Origin of the sequence: Pseudomonas sp. CFBP13508, assembly GCF_005233515.1 — a bacterium.
Lineage (GTDB): Bacteria > Pseudomonadota > Gammaproteobacteria > Pseudomonadales > Pseudomonadaceae > Aquipseudomonas > Aquipseudomonas mercuritolerans.
Window position 1 is genome coordinate 212,580 of sequence record NZ_QFZZ01000007.1, and the last position, 19,300, is coordinate 231,879.

Here is a 19,300-nt window from a genome sequence, read left to right on the forward strand (position 1 = left end):
CCAAGGGGGCGAGGGGGAAAGGGAGCAGATCGGGGGCTCTTCAAAACCTGAGGTCGACTGGATATCTCAGGTCGGTGTACCTGGAACATCCAACTCGGTCAGTCCCCTCTCCCTCTGGGAGAGGGTTAGGGTGAGGGCTATTGGCACCGAAGCGCATACCGCCCAGCCAACGCCTGAATCTTCGGATCTACAGCACTCGCCAGCGCCTGACTCGCCACCCGCAGAAAATTCAGATTGCCGCCGGCCAAGGCTTTCTCAAGCCATATGACTGCGTCATCGATCCGGCCTTCATCGGCCAACACCGCCGCATAACTGAACTGCCCACGAAAATCCCCAGCTTCAGCCGAACGCCGATACCACTCGCGCGCCGCCAGCGGATCCGCTGGACACACCTGCCCTTCCTCCAGATAGCGCCCCAGCAGGTTCATCGATTTCGCATGGCCCAACTCAGCCGCGCTCCGATACAACGCCAGCGCTTGCTGATGATCAACCGTCACCCCGCGCCCGGTCGCCAGCAAGTTGGCCAGGTTGTACATCGCCCAATCAAGACCCGCCTCGGCGGCGGCTCGATAATGCTGCGCCGCCACCGAGGCATCCGCCGCACATCCCCAACCATGCTCATGACAACGCCCGAGCATGTTGCGCGCCATCAGATGCCCGCGACCGGCGGCAATAGCGAACCAGCGCAGCGCCAATGGCTGATCCTGGGCGATGCCTTGGCCATCCAGCAGGATCTGCCCAAGCAACGCCTGCGCTTCAACCTCGCCCTCGCCCGCCGCGAGCAAAATCGCCTGCGCAGCGCGGGCGGGACTTTCGGCGAGCATGGCGCGCAGCTGTCCACCGTCGAGGACTTCCTCGCGGCGCAACTGGAAACTCATACCTCGACCCAACGCCGCAGCAAGTTGTGATAAGTGCCGGTGAGGCGGATCAGCGAAGGGTGATCGGGCACGTCCTGGGTCAACTGCTGAATCGCGCCGTCCATCTCGAACAGCAAGGCGCGCTGGCTGTCTTCGCGCACCAGGCTCTGCGTCCAGAAGAATGAGGCGTAACGCGCGCCGCGAGTGACGGCATTGACCTTGTGCAAACTGGTGCCCGGATACAACACCATGTCGCCGGCTGGCAGCTTCACTCGCTGGGTGCCGTAGGTGTCCTGAATCTCCAGTTCGCCGCCGTCGTAATCTTCCGGCTCGCTGAAAAACAGCGTCGCCGACAAATCGGTGCGCACTCGCTCGATGCTGCCCTTGGGCTGGCGCACGGCATTGTCGATATGGAAATCGAAACTGCCGCCAGCCGTGTAGCAGTTCACTAGCGGTGGGAAGACTTTGTGTGGCAGTGCGGCAGACATGAACAGCGGATTTTTCCACAACCGCTCAAGCATCGCCGCGCCGATTTCCTTCGCCAGCGGGTGGCCTTCGGGCAGTTGCAGATTGTGCTTGGCCTTGGCCGACTGGAAGCCGGCGGTGATCTTGCCGTCGGCCCAATCCGCTTGCTCCAGGGCCTGGCGGATGCGCTGCACTTCGTCTTTTGCGAACAGCCCGGGAATGTGCAGCAGCATGGCGATGTCACCTGATGGCAAGAAGGCGGCAATGGTATTGATTCTTATTGACTGTGTAAAACCCCCAAGACGGATGAACAAGCAGAAACCGTAAGGGCAAATTGTAAAGAATGTAAATTCAATGCGAATAACAATGTTTCGCAATTGATACGAATACCTGTTTACCCTATATTCCGCCGCCTCAAATCCTTGGGGAGGGGAATAAAAATGGCACGTCAACACGCACAATTACCGGTCAGTTCACCACGTCTGCTCGCCTCGGCAATCGGTGTCGCAATCACCGCCGGCTCCGCTGGGCAGATGGTCTTCGCGGCGGAAAAAACCGACAGCAAAGCGTCCGGCAACGCCATCGCCCTGGACGCCACCGCCATCACCGGCGAAGCCCAGGACTCGACGTCCTACCAGGTCGAAAAAGCCTCCTCGCCCAAGTACACCGCGCCGCTGGTCGACACGCCGCGCTCGGTCACCGTCATCCCGCAACAAGTGCTCAAGGACACCGGCGCGCTGAACATGCAGGACGCGCTGCGCACCGTGCCGGGCATCACCTTCGGCGCCGGTGAAGGGGGCAACCCGCAGGGCGATCGTCCGTTCATTCGCGGCTTCGACGCCCAGGGCGACACCTATCTGGACGGCGTGCGCGACACCGGTTCGCAGAGCCGCGAGATCTTCGCTGTGGAAAACATCGAAGTCAGCAAAGGCCCGAACTCGGCGATTGGCGGTCGCGGCGCAGCCGGCGGCAGCATTAATCTGGTGAGCAAGAAAGCCCATCTGGGCAACTCGTTCGATGGCGGCTTCACCTACGGCTCCGACCAGACCCAGCGCTACACCCTCGACGGCAACTACGTGTTCAGCGACAGCGCTGCCGGCCGTCTCAACCTGATGAGCCACGAGAGCAACGTCGCCGGTCGCGACAAGGTCGATTACGACCGCTGGGGCATCGCGCCGTCGCTGGCCTTCGGCCTGGGCACCGACACCCGTGTCAACCTCGACTACTATCATCTGGAAAGCAACGACACCCCGGACTCGGGCATCCCTTACACCATTCCCACCGGTGGTTCGGCCGCACGCACCAAGTCCAACCCGGACAAGCCATACGCCGGTGGCGATCACGACAACTTCTACGGTCTGGATCGTGACTTCCGCAAGGGCCGCACCGACACCGCGACCTTCGCCATCGAGCACGACCTGAACGATGCGCTGACCATCAAGAACACCCTGCGCCACGGCAGCAGCATGCAGGATTACATCCTCACCCAGCCGGACGACAGCAAGGGCAACGTCAACAACGGCAGCGTCTGGCGTCGCGCCAACACGCGGGTGAGCAATACCGAAACCACCACCAACCAGACCGACCTGTTCGGCACCTTCTACGTGGCCGGTTTCAAGAACAGCTTCTCCACCGGTGTCGAATACACCCGCGAGCAGAGCGAGAAATCCTCGTACAACGTCAACACCGACACCACGCCGCGCACCAGCGCTGTCACCACCAACTGCAACCCGGGCCTGATCGGCGCTGCCAGCGGTTACAACTGCACCTCGCTGTCTAACCCGAATCCGAACGATCCGTGGAACGGCGCGATCTCGCGCAACTACGCCGGCACCGACACCCAGGCCGACACCTACGCGCTGTACGTGTTCGACACGCTGGAGTTGACCGAGCAATGGCTGGTGAACATGGGCCTGCGCTACGACCACTTCGACACCGACTACAAAACCTACAACGCCGCAGGCACCACCACCTCCAAGGGTGATGACACCAGCGAATTCGTCACCGGCCAGTTCGGCGTGGTCTACAAACCGGCGGAAAACGGCAGCATCTACGCCTCTTATGCAACTTCGGCGACACCGCCGGGCAACACCTTGGGCGAAGGTCAGGAAGGAAATCCGCTGGGCGGCACCCCGGATCGCAGCGGCAACCTGCTGAGCAGCGACATGGAGCCGGAAACCACCAAGAACTACGAAATCGGCACAAAGTGGGACCTGCTCAACGATCGCCTGTCGCTGACCGCCGACATCTTCCGCACCGAGAAGGAAAACGCTCGCGTGCAGGTCGACACCAGCTCCTACGAGAACGCCGGCAAGACCCGCGTACAAGGCTTCGAACTGTCGGCCAGCGGCAAGATCACCGACAAGTGGCAGGTGTTCGCCGGTTACGCCTTCATGGACAGCGAACAGGTTGACGGTGGCCCGCTGGGTCGTGCCAACGACGGCAACGATCTGCCGAACACACCGAAAAACAGCGCCAGCCTGTGGACCACGTATCAGGTCACGCCGAAGCTGACGATCGGTGGTGGCGCGTTCTACGTCGACGACGTCTACGGCAGTGTGGCGAACACGACAATGGTCGATTCGTACGTGCGTTACGACGCGATGGCGGCCTACAAGCTGACCAAGAACGTCGACCTGCAACTCAACGTGCAGAACCTGACCGACGAAACCTATTACGACAAAGCCTTCTCGACCCACTTCGCCAACCAGGCGGCGGGCCGCACGGCGCTGTTGAGCACCAATTTCCACTTCTGACCGATGTGAAAACCTGTGGGAGCGAGCCTGCTCGCGAAGGCAATCTTTCAGCAACATCGATGCTGAATGACACACCGCTTTCGCGAGCAGGCTCGCTCCCACAGGGAATGTGCCGCGAGGCTCGGCCCCGTTCATTCAGTTGAACGGGGCTTTTGTGTGTAACGCAAAACGCTTCTTGATAACCCACGGCATAATGCGCGCCGTGATGACAATTTCCGAACGGACGGCGAGTGACGTGTTGAAGAAAACCCTGTTCCAGTTGCACTGGTTTTTTGGCATCACCGCAGGGCTGGTGCTGGCTCTGATGGGCATCACCGGCGCGGCCTATTCGTTTCAGGACGAGATCCTGCGCGCGCTGAATCCGTCCGTTCTGCAGGTGGAAAAACAGGTCGCCGGCGTGCTGCCGCCAGTGGAACTGGTGGAGCGCATTGAAGCCGCGTCCGGCAAGAAAGTCGCGATGCTCTGGGTCGAGACCGACAGCGGTCACGCCGCACGGGTATTCTTCACTCCGCCCAAGGGCGAACGGCGTGGCGAAATGCGCTACTTCGACCCGTACACCGCCGAGTTCAAGGGCGACGCCACCGGCCAGGACTTCTTTGGCCTGATGCTGCAACTGCACCGCTTCCTCGCCATGGGCGACACCGGGCGCAACATCACCGGCGCCTGCACGCTGATGCTGTTGTTCTTCTGTCTCTCCGGCCTCTATCTGCGCTGGCCGCGTCAGTGGAACAGCTGGCGCGTGTGGCTGACCCTGGACTGGAAAAAGAAGGGCCGCGCGTTCAATTGGGATCTGCATTCGGTGGCCGGCACCTGGTGTTTGCTGGTCTATCTGCTGCTGGCGTTGACCGGGTTGTCGTGGTCGTACGAGTGGTACAACAAAGGTCTGACCCGATTGCTTTCCGACGCGCCGCAGAACGAACGCGTGCGCGGTGGTCGCGGCCCGGCGCCGGAAGGCCCGGCACCGACCGCCGACTACGCGGCGATGTGGAGCAGCATCTACAGCGCTGCCGGCCCGGGTCTGGCCGCGTACAACATTCGCATGCCGGCGGTGGCCGGCCAGCCGGCGACGGTGTTCTACCTGCTCGACAGCTCACCCCATGACCGCGCGCTGAACCAGATCACCCTCGACCCGGCGACCGGCGTGGTCAAACGCGTCGACCGCTATGCCGACAAAAGCTTCAAGGCCCAACTGCTGACGAGCATTTATGCGCTGCACGTGGGCAGCTATTTTGGCCTCGTCGGGCGCATCATCGTGACGATTGCGGCGGTGTGCATGCCGCTGTTTTTCATCACTGGCTGGCTGCTGTATCTGGACCGTCGACGCAAGAAAAAGCAGATCAAGGATGCCCGCCAAGGTCTCGCACAACCGTCCGCCGATGCTTCGGCGTGGCTGATCGGTTTCGCCAGCCAGAGCGGATTCGCCGAGCAACTGGCGTGGCAGACCGCCGGACACTTGCAGGCCGCCGGATTGCCGGTCAACGTGCAGCCGCTGGCCAATCTGAGCGAACAGGATCTGCGTGAGTCGAACAACGCATTGTTCGTGGTCAGCACCTTCGGCGACGGCGAAGCGCCGGACAGCGCCCGTGGTTTCGAGCGCAAAGTGCTGGCCAAGGCCTCGGCACTCGACAGCCTCAACTACGCCGTGCTCGGTCTCGGCGATCGGCAGTATGCGCACTTCTGCGGCTTCGCCAAGCGCTTGCATCAATGGCTCGGCGAACACGGCGGCAAAACCTTGTTCGCCCCGGTGGAAGTCGACAGCGGCGATCCCTACGCGCTGCGTCACTGGCAAACCCAACTCGGCCAGCTCACCGGACAGGCGCCGAGCGAAACCTGGCAAGCACCGAGCTACGACAACTGGACGCTGGTCCGTCGCGAACTAATGAACCCCGACAGCAGCGGCGCGCCGGTCTACCTGCTCGGCCTCAAAGCCCCGGACACCCGCAGCTGGCTGGCCGGTGACCTGGTCGAAGTGCTGCCGCGCAATTGCCCGTGGGCCATCGACCACTTCCTCGACGGCCTCGGCATTCGGGGCGAGACCCCGGTGAAGATCAACGGCATCGACGAGCCACTGGAAGTGGCCCTCGCCTCACGGCAATTGCCCGAACACCGCGCACATCTGGTCGGTTTGCATGCGCAGTCGCTGGTCGACGCGATGGTGCCGCTGGCCATGCGCGAATACTCGATCGCCTCGATTGCCGCTGACGGCGTGCTGGAGTTGATCGTGCGTCAGGAACAGCACAACGACGGCAGCCTCGGCATCGGCTCAGGCTGGCTCACCGAGCATGCGCCAGTGGGCGGCAGCATCAGTCTGCGCGTGCGGCGCAACAGTGGTTTCCACCTGCCGAACGAACCCGTGCCGATGATCCTGCTGGGCAACGGCACCGGCCTGGCCGGCCTGCGCAGCCTGCTCAAGGCACGCATTGCCGATGGCCAGCAACGGCAGTGGCTGCTGTTCGGCGAGCGCAACCGTGAGCACGATTTCCTCTGCCGCGCCGAGCTCGAAGAGTGGCTGGTCAATGGTGATCTGGCGCGGCTGGATCTGGCGTTTTCCCGCGATCAGGCTGAGAAGGTTTATGTGCAGGATCGCTTGCGTGAGTCGGCGGATGAATTGAAGAAGTGGTTGGCAGAGGGGGCCGTCATTTATATCTGCGGCAGCCTTCAAGGGATGGCCTCAGGCGTCGACCAGGCGCTCAGCGATATCCTCGGCAGCGCCGAAGTTGAACGCCTGATCGAACAGGGCCGCTATCGCCGGGACGTTTACTAACGCCTGCGAAAAGCCCCTCACCCTAACCCTCTCCCAATGGGAGAGGGGACCGATTGGGGGATGCTGGAGATCGACGCCGACCTGAGCGTTCTTCACTGAATCCATAGCCATAATCACCTCGGTCGGCTCCCTCTCCTCCTGGGAGAGAGCTGGGCGGGCCGCGTTCCGATGAGGGAAATGGGCTACTGTTAAATCTCCAGTCAACTTCACAAGGACCGTGAAGCCATGCCAAGCCGCCCTACCCTCGCCCAATTCGCCCGCAACTTACGCACCAACCAGACAGATTGCGAACACCTGCTCTGGCAGCGCCTGCGTTCCCGGCAAATCGCCAATCTGAAATTTCGCCGACAGTTTCCATATCCGCCGTTTGTGCTGGATTTGTATTGTGTAGAGTTGAGGTTGGCGATTGAGCTGGATGGTGGCCAGCATTATGAGACGGCCGGGGTGCTTCACGATCGGCGCCGGTCGAACTTCCTGTCTCAACAAGGCATTGACGTCGTGCGATTCAGCAATCTTGAGGTGCTTCAGCAGATGGATGATGTGTTGGAGCAGATCATCAGAATTGCGGCAGAGCGGAAAATGCCCTCACCCTAGCCCTCTCCCAGAGGGAGAGGGGACCGACCGCGAATCATTCACGCTATGTGCCGACCTGAACGTCATTCGCCGAATCCAAATCCGACACGACCGCGTGCTCGACCCTGAACTCAGACGACGAAAGTTCCTTTATCCTCAATCACCTCGGTCTTCCAGGTCGATGCATGACGCAAGACACTTCGGTCGGCTCCCTCTCCCTCCGGGAGAGGGCTGGGGTGAGGGGCTTTTGATCCAGCGTGATTAAACAGGCTGCAACTTCTTCTCAAACACTGCTACCCCATCCAGATCCCGCAACACCACACTCATCTCGCCGCTCTGCCCTTCGATATTCACCTCACCAAAAAACTGAAACCCGGCAAACGGCGAGGTGTTCTGTGCGGGCGGTGCTTTCTCGAACACCACCTCAGGCCCAAATGTCTTGTCCAGTGGATTCGGCCCGAAACTGCCGGCGTTCAACGGCCCGGCGACGAATTCCCAGAACGGTTCGAAATCCTGAAACGCGGCACGGTCCGGGTGGTAGTGATGCGCCGCGCAGTAGTGCACGTCCGCCGTCAGAAACACGAAATTGCGCACCTGCTGCGAGCGCAGAAAGCCGAGCAATTCGGCAATTTCCAGTTCGCGCCCCTGCGCCGGGCCGGGATCGCCGTTGGCCATGGCTTCCCAGCGTGCAACGCCCGGGCTGACCTCGCCGTCGGGGACGCCCAGGCCGATGGGCATGTCGGCGGCGATGACTTTCCACTGCGCCTTCGATGCCTGCAACTCACGCTTGAGCCAGTCCAGCTGCTCGCGGCCGAGAAACGGTTTTGCAGCGCCCAGGTTGGCATCGTTGGCTTCGCGATAGCTGCGCATATCCAGCACGAATACGTCGAGCATCGGCCCGTAACTGAGCTTGCGATAAATGCGCCCGCCGCCGTCCGCCGCTTGCAAACGCATCGGCGCATATTCCAGCCACGCCTGCCGCGCGCGGCCAACCAGCTTGTGGATATCTTTCTCCTGATAGCGCTCATCCAGCTGCTTGCCCGGCGACCAGTTGTTGACCACTTCGTGGTCGTCCCACTGCCAGATCTGCGGCACTTCGGCGTTGAAGCGGCGGATGTTTTCGTCCATCAGGTTGTAGCGATAGTTGCCGCGATAATCGTCGAGGGTCTGCGCGACTTTGCTCTTGGCTTCGGTGGTGATATTGCGCCAGATGCGCCCGCTTTCGGTGGTCAGTTGCGCGGGCACCGGGCCGTCGGCGTAGATGGTGTCGCCGCTGTGGATAAAGAAGTCCGGCAGGCGCAGGCGCATGGCTTCGTAGATGCGCATGCCGCCGATGTCCGGGTTGATCCCGAAGCCCTGGCCAACGGTGTCACCGCTCCAGACAAAACGGATGTCGCGTTTTGTCGTTGGCACGCTGCGCAGATGGCCGAACCACGGTTCGCTGGCGACGCCGCTCTGCGCATCTTCGAAGTGCACGCGATAGAAGATTGCCTGGTTGGCCGGCAGGCCGGCGAGTTCGACGCGGGCGGTGAAATCGCTGCGCGCATCGGCCAGTGGCGAGACGAATTTGCGCGGGTTGCCGAACAGGCTGCCGGTGTCCCACTCGACCACCATGCGCGCCGGGCGATCGCTGCGGCTCCAGATCATCGCGCGATCGCCCAGCAGGTCGCCGGACTGCACGCCATCGGTGAGCTGCGGACGATCCTTGACCGAAGCAATCACCGCCGGCGCCAGCCCCGGCAGCAACAGCCCGGCGCCGACCGCTTGCATGACGCGACGCCGGCCGAGATTGAAGTCGCTCATGGTGTTCTCCCTGTAAAAGGGAAAACTTAAGCACGGGTGTATGAACCGGCTATGACAATGCAGACTCCTGTGGGAGCGAGCCTGCTCGCGAAGGCGTCCTGCCAGTTACCACATCTTCAGCTGGCACTCCGCTTTCGCGAGCAGGCTCGCTCCCACAGTGATTTGATGTTGTCGGTCAGGCCTTGGCGGGTTCCAGTGGTAGTTCGACAGCCTCAGGCCGTTTAAGCAGCGCATACACCACCGCCGTAACCAGGCTCCCCGCAACAATCGCCAGCAGATACAGCAGCGCGTGGTTGATCGCATTGGGGATCGCCAGCACGAACAAGCCACCGTGCGGCGCCATCAGCTTGCAGCCGAAGTACATCGACAAGGCACCGGTCAGCGCGCCGCCGGCGATGCTCGCCGGAATCACCCGCAGCGGGTCTTTCGCAGCAAACGGAATCGCCCCTTCGGAGATAAAGCACAGGCCGAGCACGAAAGCCGCTTTGCCGGCCTCGCGTTCAGTCTGGGCGAACTTGCGCCGGGCAATGAAGGTGGCGATGCCCAGGCCAATCGGCGGCACCATGCCGGCGGCCATGGTCGCGGCCATCGGTGCGTAACTCTGCGAGGCCAGCAGCCCCACCGAAAACGCATAGGCAGCCTTGTTGATCGGCCCACCGAGGTCGACGCACATCATGCCGCCGAGCAACACGCCGAGCAGAATCGCGTTGGTGGTGCCCATGCTGTCGAGGAACTGGGTGAGCGCCGCGAGCATGCCGGCGACCGGTTTGCCGACCACGTAAATCATCACCAGGCCGGTGACCAGACTGGCCAGTAACGGGATGATCAGAATCGGCTTCAGCGCTTCCAGGCTCTGCGGCAATTTCACATAGCGGGCGATGGCTTTGGCGGCGTAACCGGCCATGAAACCGGCGATGATCCCGCCGATGAATCCGGCGCCCAGAGTGCCTGCGAGCAAGCCGCCGATCATCCCCGGCGCAAGGCCAGGGCGATCGGCAATCGAGTAGGCGATGTACCCGGCCAGCAGCGGCACCATCAGCTTGAACGCGGTTTCGCCGCCGATCTGCATCAACGCCGCCGCCAGCGTGCCTTCTTCCTTGTAAGCGGTGATGCCGAACACGAACGACAATGCGATCAGCAAACCACCCGCCACCACCATTGGCAGCATGTACGACACACCCGTGAGCAGGTGCTTGTAGACGCCGGTTTTCTCGGACTTGGCCGGGGCCTTGCCGTCGCTTGCCGCACTTTCGACAGCGCCTTCGGCCAAGGCTTTTTTCAAAGTCGCTTCAGACTGCTTCAGCGCAACGCCAGTGCCGCAGCGATAGATTTTCTTGCCGGCGAAACGCTCGGTGGCGACGTCGATATCCGCCGCCAGCAGCACCACGTCAGCCTCGGCGATGGCCGTTGCGCTGAGTGGGGTTTTCGCGCCGACCGAGCCTTGGGTTTCGACCTGCAATTCATAACCCAGACGCTTGGCCGTCTGCTGCAAAGCTTCGGCGGCCATGAAGGTGTGGGCGACGCCGGTCGGGCAGGCCGTGATGGCGACGATGCGTGGCGCACGTGGCGCATCAATAGCCGGTTCGACTGCGCTGGCGACGTAGACTTCGGCCTCTTCGGCACCGCGACGCAGCACCGCTTCGACATCCTGCAAGGCCTGCGCCGGGGCGATCTGGAACACGCGCTTGCCGACGAAGCGACTCATGTCCACCGCGCCAGTGGTGACCAGCAACACCCACTCGGCGGCTTCGATGGTCGCCGCCGACAATTCGCGTTCCGGGTGCGCCGGATCGACCACTTCAACGCTGGTGCTCCAGCCCTGACGCTGCGCCGCTGCATCGAGCAGACGCGCGCACAGCACACTGGTGACCATGCCGTTCGGGCAAGCCGTAACAATGGCTAACTTCATGACAAACCCTCTTATTGTTCTGTCAGGGGACGCACGCGCACGCCCTGTTCGAGCTGCGCCAGTTGCGCAGCGTCGTTGATGCCAAAACCGATCTGGGTCACCGCCATCGCCGCAATCGCGGTGGCGGTGCGCAGGGTTTGCTCGGGGGTGTCGGCGCTGAGCAGACCGTGGAGCATGCCGGCGAGCAAGGAATCGCCGGCACCGACCGTGCTGGCCACGCTGACCTTCGGCGGCGTGGCGTGCAGGGCCGAGCCGACGCTGAACCAGTTGACCCCGTCGGCACCGTGGGAAATCACCACGTGCTCGATGCCTTGGCCGTGCAAGCGTGCAGCGGCTTGTGCTTCGGCGATTGGCGAGACCACTTCGCAACCTAATGCATCGGCGAGTTCCTCGGTGTTCGGCTTGATCAACCAGGGGCTGGCCAGCAACGCCGCGCGCAAGGCCTCACCACTGGAGTCGAGGGCGACTTTCAAGCCGAGCGCGTTCAACCGTTCAATCAGCTCGCGCAGCCACTGCGCCGTGACGCCGCGCGGCAGACTGCCGGCGACCACCACCGCATCGTGCCCCGGTGCGATCTGCTGCAAGCGATCAAGCAAGGCTTGCTGCGCCGCTGCATCGACCATTGGCCCCGGACCGTTGATGTCGGTGATGCGCCCGTCCTGTTCGGCGACTTTGATGTTGCTGCGCGTCTCGCCCGGCACGCGGATGAACGCGTCGACGAAACCGCGCTTGGCGAACAGGGTTTCGAACGCTTGCTGATTGTCTTCGCCGAGAAAGCCGCTGACGGTGACCTGATGGCCGAGATCCGCCAGCACCTGGGCGACATTGACGCCTTTGCCCGCAGCGTGGGTGTGCATTTCCTCGCTGCGATTGACCTGACCGGCATCCAGCCGCGACAGCTCGACAGTGAGGTCGAGTGCCGGGTTGAGGGTCAGTGTGAGAATCTTGGCCATTACAGGGCCTCCACTAATGCGCGCACTTCATTCGCGCTGCCCACGGCCAGGGCCTGTTGAGCGAGGGTTTGCGCCTGGGGCAGGCTGAGTTCACGGATGCGCGCCTTGACTTCGGCAATGCTGCGCCCGGACACGCTGAGCTCGTCGACACCGAGGCCGACCAGCACCGGCACCGCCAGCGGATCAGCCGCCAGTTCGCCGCAGACACCCACCCATTTGCCATGGGCATGGGCCGCGCGCACGGTGATGTCGATCAGTTGCAGCACTGCCGGGTGCAAGCCATCCGCTTGTGCAGACAGCGTCGGATGACCACGGTCGATGGCCAGGGTGTATTGGGTCAGGTCGTTGGTGCCGACGCTGAAGAAGTCGACTTCCTTGGCCAGAACCGGCGCGAGTAGTGCGGCGGATGGCACCTCGATCATGATCCCCAATTGCAGGTCGGCGACTGGAATTTCCAGACGCAGGCGTTCGGTCATGTCGCGGGCCTGGCGCCACTCTTCGACGCTGCCGACCATTGGGAACATGATCCGCAGCGGACGGTTGTCGGCCGAGCGCAGCAAGGCGCGCAGTTGCGCTTCCATGATCTGCGGCCGCTGCAGGGTCAGGCGAATACCGCGCACGCCGAGGAACGGATTTTCTTCCTTGCCGATCGGCCAGTACGGCAGCGGTTTGTCGCCGCCGACGTCGAGCGTGCGCACCACCAGCGGCCGCCCGGCCAGACCATCGAGGACGCGACGGTATTCGGCTTCCTGGGTCGCCTCATCCGGCGCCTGTGGGTGGGCCATGAAAATCAGTTCGGTGCGCAGCAGACCAATGCCTTCGGCGCCCTGCTCCACCGCGCTGGTCACCCCTGCGCTTTCGCCGATGTTGGCGAACACTTCAACGGCGTGACCGTCAGTGGTGTGCGCCGGTTGATGGCGTTGTTCGGCGGCGATCTTCAGGCGTTGCTCGCGGGTGTCGCGCTCTTCAGCGGCACGCTTGAGGGTCGCGGCATCGGCGTCGACATGCAGACGGCCACGCTGACCGTCGAGCAACAGCGGCGTGCCGGGCTCGAGCAACAGCACCGCTGCACCCGCGCCGACCAGTGCTGGAATACCGAGCGCGCGGGCGACGATGGCGCTGTGCGCGGTAGCGCCGCCGCGCGCGGTGAGAATCCCCGCCACTCGCGCAGGGTCCAGGCGCGCGACGTCGGACGGGCCAACTTCGTCCATCACCAGAATGTACGGTTGCTCGGGTTCATTCGCGGTCTGCACGCCACACAATTGCGCCAGCACGCGACGACCGATGTCACGCAGATCGGCGGCACGCTCGGCGAGCAAAGCGTCCTGCAGCGATTCCTGCTGTTTGGCGGCGGCTTCGATCACTGCCATCCACGCCGCTTCGGCGCTTTCACCTTGCTTGAGGCGGGTGTCGACTTCGTCGGTCAGATCCGGGTCGTCGAGCATTTCCTGGTGAGTGATGAAAATCTCGCGAATCGCCTTGGCCTTGCTGCGTTCGATCAAGCCTTGGATGTCGCGGCGCACGTCGCTCAGCGCTTGCTTGAGGCGCTCGCGCTCGATCGCGGCAGATTCGCCGCGCAACGGGTAATCGATGGCTTGCAGCACCTGAATGTGCGCAGGACCGATGGCGATGCCCGGTGCGGCAGGAATCGCCTGCAACAGGCTGCCGGAGGCCGGCGCGATCAATACTTCGGCGATGTCGGCGATCACTTCGCGCTGCTGACTCACGGCCGGCAGCGGCTCGACTTCCTCACCGAGGCCTTCTTCAATCGCCGCGAGCAGGGCCGGCAAGGCATCGGCGGCGATGCTCGGCTCGGCGATCAGCTCCAGCACCTGACCGCGGCGGGCGCCGAGACTGAGCAGTTTGCTCAGGCTCTTCACCGACACGGCGCTGTCCTGGCTGTCGACGATGCGCACGCGGATTTCGCCATCAAAACTCTTCGCCAGTTGCGCAAGAATCTTCGCTGGTCGTGCGTGCAAACCATGGGCATTGGCCAGGGCAATACGTGCACTCGGCCAGTCGGCCGGCAGTTCACCGCCGAGCACTTCGAGAACTTTGCGGCTGCTGGTGGCGCGGCCCAGTTCGTGGCCGCGACCTTCGATCAGCAACGCGCACAAACGCTCGAGCAGCGCCTGATGCGCTTCGCCCAGGCTTGCAAGGCAGAACAGTCCGCTGAGCGGCTGGCCGAGGTAGCGCATCGGTTTGTCCGGGGTGACGAACGCCAGCCCCGGACGCTTCACGGTCTGCTCGCTGTGCAGCCACCACAGGCCATCGCCCAGTGGCAGCGCTTCGACTTGCTGCAACACGCCGGCAAAGCCGTTGCTCACACAATCGGCCTGACGCAGCAGACGTGCGCCGCGCCAGACCAGTTCTTCGAAATCGTCGGCCGACACGCCGAGGCCGATCATCTGCGCATCCAGCGCCAGTTCCTGCGGCGCGCCTTGCAACAGTTTAAGCAGCGCTTCGGGGGAGCTGGCGCGACGCAAGGCCTGGCCCAGATCGGTCTCGCCGAGGGCGCGGGTCAGCAGTTGCAGCAGGCGCAGGTGTTCGTCGGATTTCGCCGCGATGCCGATCGCCAGATAGACGATCTGGCCATCGCCCCAGTCGACGCCGTCGGGAAACTGCATCAGGCGCACGCCGGTGGCGAATACCTGATCGCGGGTTTCCGGCGTACCGTGGGGAATGGCGATGCCTTGACCAAGAAAGGTCGAGCCCTGGGCTTCCCGGGCCTGCAGGCCGGCGAGGTAGCCGTCGGCAACCAGACCGTCGGCGACCAGATGACTGGCCAGCAATTGCAGGGCAGCGGGTTTATCCACGGCCGACTGGCCCATGGATATCTGCTCTATAGTGAGCTCGAGCATGCGATCTCCTTTTTGGCGCAGTTCAACGCCAGGTATTGTTTTGAATGGTTCACAGCTTAGGCGCTCTGCCGCGCTTTTCAGCGGCAGTTTTGGCGGTTTCACGGCAGGACCGGCCAAAGGCGTCTAAAACGTAGAAAATACGCTTGCTGAAACGTTTAATCTAGATTGATCGGCACGTTACTCGATAATGTCTCATCCTTGAAGTCCAACTTGTCGGAAGCGCGTAGACAATAAGTCGGCTGCCCTTATCGGGTAGGATTGGCGAAAATGTCGCGGCATGCTCGAAAAAACAAGGAAATACCGGGTTGAAACTCAGTGATATCGCGCGGTTGGCCGGCGTCTCCGTCACCACCGCCAGCTACGTCATCAACGGCAAGGCCGAACAGCAACGCATCAGCCACGCGACCGTCGAGCGCGTGCGCGCGGTGGTTGATCTGCATGGCTTCACGCCCAATCCGCAAGCGGCCGGCCTGCGCAGTCGGCACACGCGCACCCTGGGCTTTATCCTGCCGGATCTGGAAAACCCCAGTTACGCGCGGATCGCCAAGTTGCTCGAACAAGGCGCGCGGGCTCGCGGCTATCAACTGCTGATCGCCAGTTCCGACGATGCGCCGGACAGCGAGCGCCAGTTGCTGCAACTGTTCCGCGCGCGTCGCTGCGATGCACTGATCGTTGCCAGTTGCCTGCCGGCCGGTGATGACAGCTATCGGCAGCTGCAGGCCAAGGGTCTGCCGATCATCGCCATCGACCGGGTCATGGAGCCGGAGCATTTCTGCTCGGTGATCAGCGACGACCGCGAGGCCAGCCTGCATCTGACCCAGAGCCTGCTCGATCCGCAGCCCAAGCAGATCGTGCTCCTCGGCGCCCGCCCGGAACTGAGCATCAGCCAGGAGCGTGCCGCCGGTTTCCGCGAGGCTCTCAAAGATTTCAAAGGCGAGGTGCTGGTCGAGCACGCCGAGTCGTTCAGCCGCGAGTGCGGCAAGCAATTGATGGAAGAACTCCTGCAGCGTCTGGGGCATTTGCCTGACGCACTGGTGACCACCTCCTATGTGCTGCTGCAAGGCGTGTTCGATGCCCTGCATGATTTCCCGCTGAAATCACGGCCGCTGCGCCTCGGCACCTTCGGCGACACGCAGTTGCTGGATTTCCTGCCGCTGCCGGTCAACGCTATGTCCCAGCAACACCAGTTGATCGCCGACAAGGCCCTGGAACTGGCGCTGGCCGCGGTCGAGCAGGATGACTACCAACCGGGCGTGCAAGCCATCGCGCGGACCTTCAAGCAGCGTATTCATCGGGACTGAAGCGTGGAGCTGATCGACAGTCACACCCACCTCGACTTCCCCGACTTCGACGCCGATCGCGCCGAGTTGCTGGCCGAAAGCCGCGCTCTCGGCGTGCGGCGCATCGTCGTGCTGGGCGTGCATCAGGGCAACTGGCAACGGGTGTGGGATCTGGTGCAGAGCGATGCCGAGCTGTACGCGGCGTTCGGATTGCACCCGGTGTTTCTCGATCAGCATCGGCCCGAGGATTTGCATGCGCTGGGGGACTGGCTGACGCGCTTGCGCGGACATCGTCAGCTGTGTGCGGTGGGCGAGATCGGTCTGGATTACTTCATCGAAACCCTCGATCGCGAACGGCAACAGGCATTGTTTGAAGCGCAGCTGCAACTGGCCGCGGATTTCGAGTTGCCGGCGCTGATCCACGTACGCCGCAGCCACGCAGCGGTGATCGCCACGCTCAAGCGCTTCAAGCTCAAACGCGCCGGCATCATCCACGCCTTCGCCGGCAGCCGCGAAGAAGCGCGGGAATACATCAAGCTTGGTTTCAAACTGGGCCTCGGCGGCGCACCGACCTGGCCGCAGGCATTGCGCATGCATCGGGTGCTGCCGGAACTGCCGCTGCAATCGGTAGTACTGGAAACCGACTCACCAGACATGGCCCCCGCCATGTTCCCCGGCCAGCGCAACAGCCCGGCGCATTTGCCGGCAATCTGTGCGGCGTTGGCCGAGCTGATAAATATCACGCCTGAACAACTGGCCAACGCCAGCACCGCCAACTGCTGCGAAGTCTTCGGCTGGTAACACCGCCATCCCCTGTGGGAGCGAGCCTGCTCGCGAAAGCAATCTGTCAGTGACATCGTCAATGCCTGACCCACCGCCTTCGCGAGCAGGCTCGCTCCCACATTTTTGATCCGGTTCCAGCCTTTCAGACGCGAAACGCGCTGATCAGTTGTTTGAGCTCAACCACCTGCGCCGACAGCGCGCGGCTGGCATCTTCGGTCTGGTGCGCACCTTGCGCTGTGCGTTCGCCAGCGCGGTTGATTTCGACGATGTTCTGGTCGATGTCATGGGCCACGGCGGTCTGCTGTTCGACGGCAGCGGCGATCTGCTGGTTCTGATCGACGATCATGCCCACCGCGCCAAGAATGTTTTCCAGCGCCTGCTGGACTTTTTCCGACTGGCCAACCGTGCCGTTGGCCATCTGATGGCTGACGCCCATGGCCTTCACCGCCGCGCCGACGCCACCGTGCAGCTTGGCGATCATCTGCTCGATTTCTTCGGTCGATTGCTGGGTACGCTTGGCCAGCGTGCGCACTTCATCAGCGACCACGGCAAAACCGCGCCCCTGCTCGCCGGCTCGCGCGGCTTCGATCGCCGCATTGAGCGCCAGCAGGTTGGTCTGTTCGGCGATGCTCTTGATCACCTCTAGCACACGGCTGATCGACTGGCTGTCGCTGGCCAGTTGATTGATCACCAGCACCGACTGATCGATTTCGCTGGCCAGCGCGGCAATGCTGCCCTGCTGCGATTCCACCAGCCCGCGACCGCTCAGGGTCTCATCGTTGACGCTGTGGGCGCTGCTCACCGCAGCGGCGGCACTGCGAGCGACTTCCATTGAAGTCGCCGACATCTGGTTCATCGCCGTCGCCACTTGTTCGATCTGCGTACGCTGCCCGGCCACGGCCTGATTGCTCTGTGCCGACACGCTTTCCACCTGCCCGGCCTGACGTTCGACCTCGCCGACGGTATGACCGACGCGCTCGATCAGGTCGTGAATCTTTTTCACCGTGCCGTTGAACACCTCGCCCAACTCGCCCAGTTCATCGCGGCTGCTGGCCTTGAAGTTGACAGTCATGTCACCGGCCGCGACCTTGTCCATCATCGCGCCCAGGCTTTTCAGAGTGGTGCGGGTCGAGGCGTAGAAACCGCCATAAAGATAGAAAATCAGCACGAACACCACCGACAGCGCCGAGGCTTGCAGAATCATGTGCGTGCGGTTCTGCGCCAGTCGCTGCTGCAACTGGTTGTCGAGGAATTTCAGCGTGGCCTGATTGAGCTGATAGGTGTGTTCCATCAGCCCGGTGACCTGATCGTAGAATGCCTGCCACGGCGCATCGAGGGTGTCGGCCATCACCACTTGCTCTTCGAATAGCTCGCTGGCCTGCTTGAGCGAAGCCTTGCTGCTGTCGGCCTGGGCACTGAGGGATTCGCGTGCGGCGTTGCTGGAGCCGAGGGCGTCCTGCAGTTTCAGGGCGTACTCGGCCTGGAGTTTTTCGATCTGCACCAGCAGCTCGTCAAAACGCGTGCTCGAGGAACTGTTGAGAAAGCCCTGACCCAACGAATACGAACCCATCGCCCGGCCCTCGCCGAGGGTCTGCGTGACGCTAGGGGTAATCAGCGTGACCAGTTCGCTGAGCTGGCGAATGTCGCTCTGATTATCGCGGCTCAACCCGGCCTGACTGGTGATGATCTGGCTGAAAATCTGCGCACTGGCCAGCAACTTGCCGATCAACGCGCTTTTGCTTTGCAGCGAGCTCTCCGCCTGCTGGGCCTTGAACGCGGCGATCATTTCATCGCGCTTGGCCTCGAACTGCCTGATCTGTTCGGGATCCTCGGTCATCGCCGTCAGCCCTTCGAGGCGCGCGAGCACGGCTTGCTCCAGCGTCTGGATCTGCGCTTCGACATTGCCGGCCTTGCCGGACTGGCCGAGGCTGACATCGATCTGCACCAGATTGTTCAGGGTTTCCAGATCCCGGCGCAGGCTCAGGCTGCTGCCCAACAGGTCGAGGCTTTGCAGTTCGACGCGGGTGCCCTGAAATTCGCGATAGGAATCGCGCACCAGATAGAAATTGGTCACCAGCATCGGCACCAGGAACAGCACGCTGATCAGACTGAACTTCATGCCGAAGCTCAGACGGTTCATCAGCGAGACGGCGGGATAGAGCAAGCTCTTCACTGGAAGTCTCCCTTGGTTTTTCTTGTTTTTATTGGCAGGCGCGGGACGACAGCAGATAGCCACTATCGGGCGCTATCTCTGTATAGCGTAAATCGGCGGGAGGTTTTGTAACTTATGGTTAAC

Annotated in this window: 12 protein-coding genes; 5 read left to right on the top strand and 7 right to left on the bottom strand. The window is 62.5% G+C overall.

The window, feature by feature from the left end; all coding sequences use genetic code 11:
- Positions 1–137 precede the first annotated feature (137 nt).
- Entirely contained in the window at positions 138–878 is a 741-nt protein-coding gene (locus PspCFBP13508_RS20325) for a tetratricopeptide repeat protein (protein ID WP_137215516.1), read from the bottom strand.
- A complete protein-coding gene (locus tag PspCFBP13508_RS20330) occupies positions 875–1,555 on the bottom strand; it encodes a Fe2+-dependent dioxygenase (RefSeq protein WP_024011586.1) in 681 nt (226 codons plus the stop codon). Before PspCFBP13508_RS20330 ends, PspCFBP13508_RS20325 begins: the two co-directional genes overlap by 4 nt.
- 207 nt (positions 1,556–1,762) lie before the next feature.
- On the opposite strand from PspCFBP13508_RS20330, the gene PspCFBP13508_RS20335 reads away from it, so the two are divergent.
- The 3 genes from PspCFBP13508_RS20335 to PspCFBP13508_RS20345 all read left to right on the top strand — a co-directional run bounded on the left by PspCFBP13508_RS20335 (position 1,763) and on the right by PspCFBP13508_RS20345 (position 7,436).
- The gene (locus PspCFBP13508_RS20335) at positions 1,763–4,078 is read left to right on the top strand and encodes a TonB-dependent siderophore receptor (RefSeq protein WP_137215517.1); all 2,316 of its coding nucleotides are present in this window, start codon (positions 1,763–1,765) and stop codon (positions 4,076–4,078) included.
- A gap of 235 nt (positions 4,079–4,313) precedes the next feature.
- Entirely contained in the window at positions 4,314–6,842 is a 2,529-nt protein-coding gene (locus tag PspCFBP13508_RS20340; RefSeq protein ID WP_137215574.1) for a sulfite reductase flavoprotein subunit alpha, read from the top strand.
- Positions 6,843–7,067: 225 nt separating this feature from the next.
- Positions 7,068–7,436 carry an endonuclease domain-containing protein gene (locus PspCFBP13508_RS20345; protein ID WP_137215518.1) on the top strand — a complete coding sequence of 123 codons (369 nt, stop codon included), beginning with the start codon at positions 7,068–7,070 and terminating at the stop codon, positions 7,434–7,436.
- A 240-nt stretch (positions 7,437–7,676) separates the two neighbouring features.
- Here the strand turns inward: PspCFBP13508_RS20345 and PspCFBP13508_RS20350 are convergent, their stop codons facing one another.
- The 4 genes from PspCFBP13508_RS20350 to ptsP all read right to left on the bottom strand — a co-directional run bounded on the left by PspCFBP13508_RS20350 (position 7,677) and on the right by ptsP (position 14,941).
- Positions 7,677–9,218, bottom strand: coding sequence for an alkaline phosphatase D family protein (locus tag PspCFBP13508_RS20350; RefSeq protein ID WP_137215519.1), 1,542 nt, complete (start codon positions 9,216–9,218; stop codon positions 7,677–7,679).
- 175 nt (positions 9,219–9,393) lie between these two features.
- A complete protein-coding gene (locus tag PspCFBP13508_RS20355; protein ID WP_137215520.1) occupies positions 9,394–11,127 on the bottom strand; it encodes a PTS fructose-like transporter subunit IIB in 1,734 nt (577 codons plus the stop codon).
- Between the two features lie 11 nt (positions 11,128–11,138).
- On the bottom strand, positions 11,139–12,080 hold the full coding sequence (gene pfkB / locus PspCFBP13508_RS20360; RefSeq protein WP_137215521.1) for a 1-phosphofructokinase: 942 nt from the start codon (positions 12,078–12,080) through the stop codon (positions 11,139–11,141).
- Positions 12,080–14,941 (bottom strand): phosphoenolpyruvate--protein phosphotransferase, encoded by a 2,862-nt coding sequence (gene ptsP, locus PspCFBP13508_RS20365; protein ID WP_137215522.1) that lies wholly within the window; start codon positions 14,939–14,941, stop codon positions 12,080–12,082. The genes pfkB and ptsP overlap by 1 nt, the downstream gene beginning before the upstream one ends.
- Positions 14,942–15,246: 305 nt before the next feature.
- Between ptsP and cra the strand changes: the two genes are divergently transcribed.
- Positions 15,247–16,242 (top strand): catabolite repressor/activator, encoded by a 996-nt coding sequence (gene cra, locus PspCFBP13508_RS20370; protein ID WP_137215523.1) that lies wholly within the window; start codon positions 15,247–15,249, stop codon positions 16,240–16,242.
- Between the two features lie 3 nt (positions 16,243–16,245).
- On the top strand, positions 16,246–17,022 hold the full coding sequence (locus tag PspCFBP13508_RS20375; protein WP_137215524.1) for a TatD family hydrolase: 777 nt from the start codon (positions 16,246–16,248) through the stop codon (positions 17,020–17,022).
- A gap of 124 nt (positions 17,023–17,146) precedes the next feature.
- Here the strand turns inward: PspCFBP13508_RS20375 and PspCFBP13508_RS20380 are convergent, their stop codons facing one another.
- Entirely contained in the window at positions 17,147–19,177 is a 2,031-nt protein-coding gene (locus tag PspCFBP13508_RS20380; RefSeq protein WP_137215525.1) for a methyl-accepting chemotaxis protein, read from the bottom strand.
- Positions 19,178–19,300: the final 123 nt, after the last annotated feature.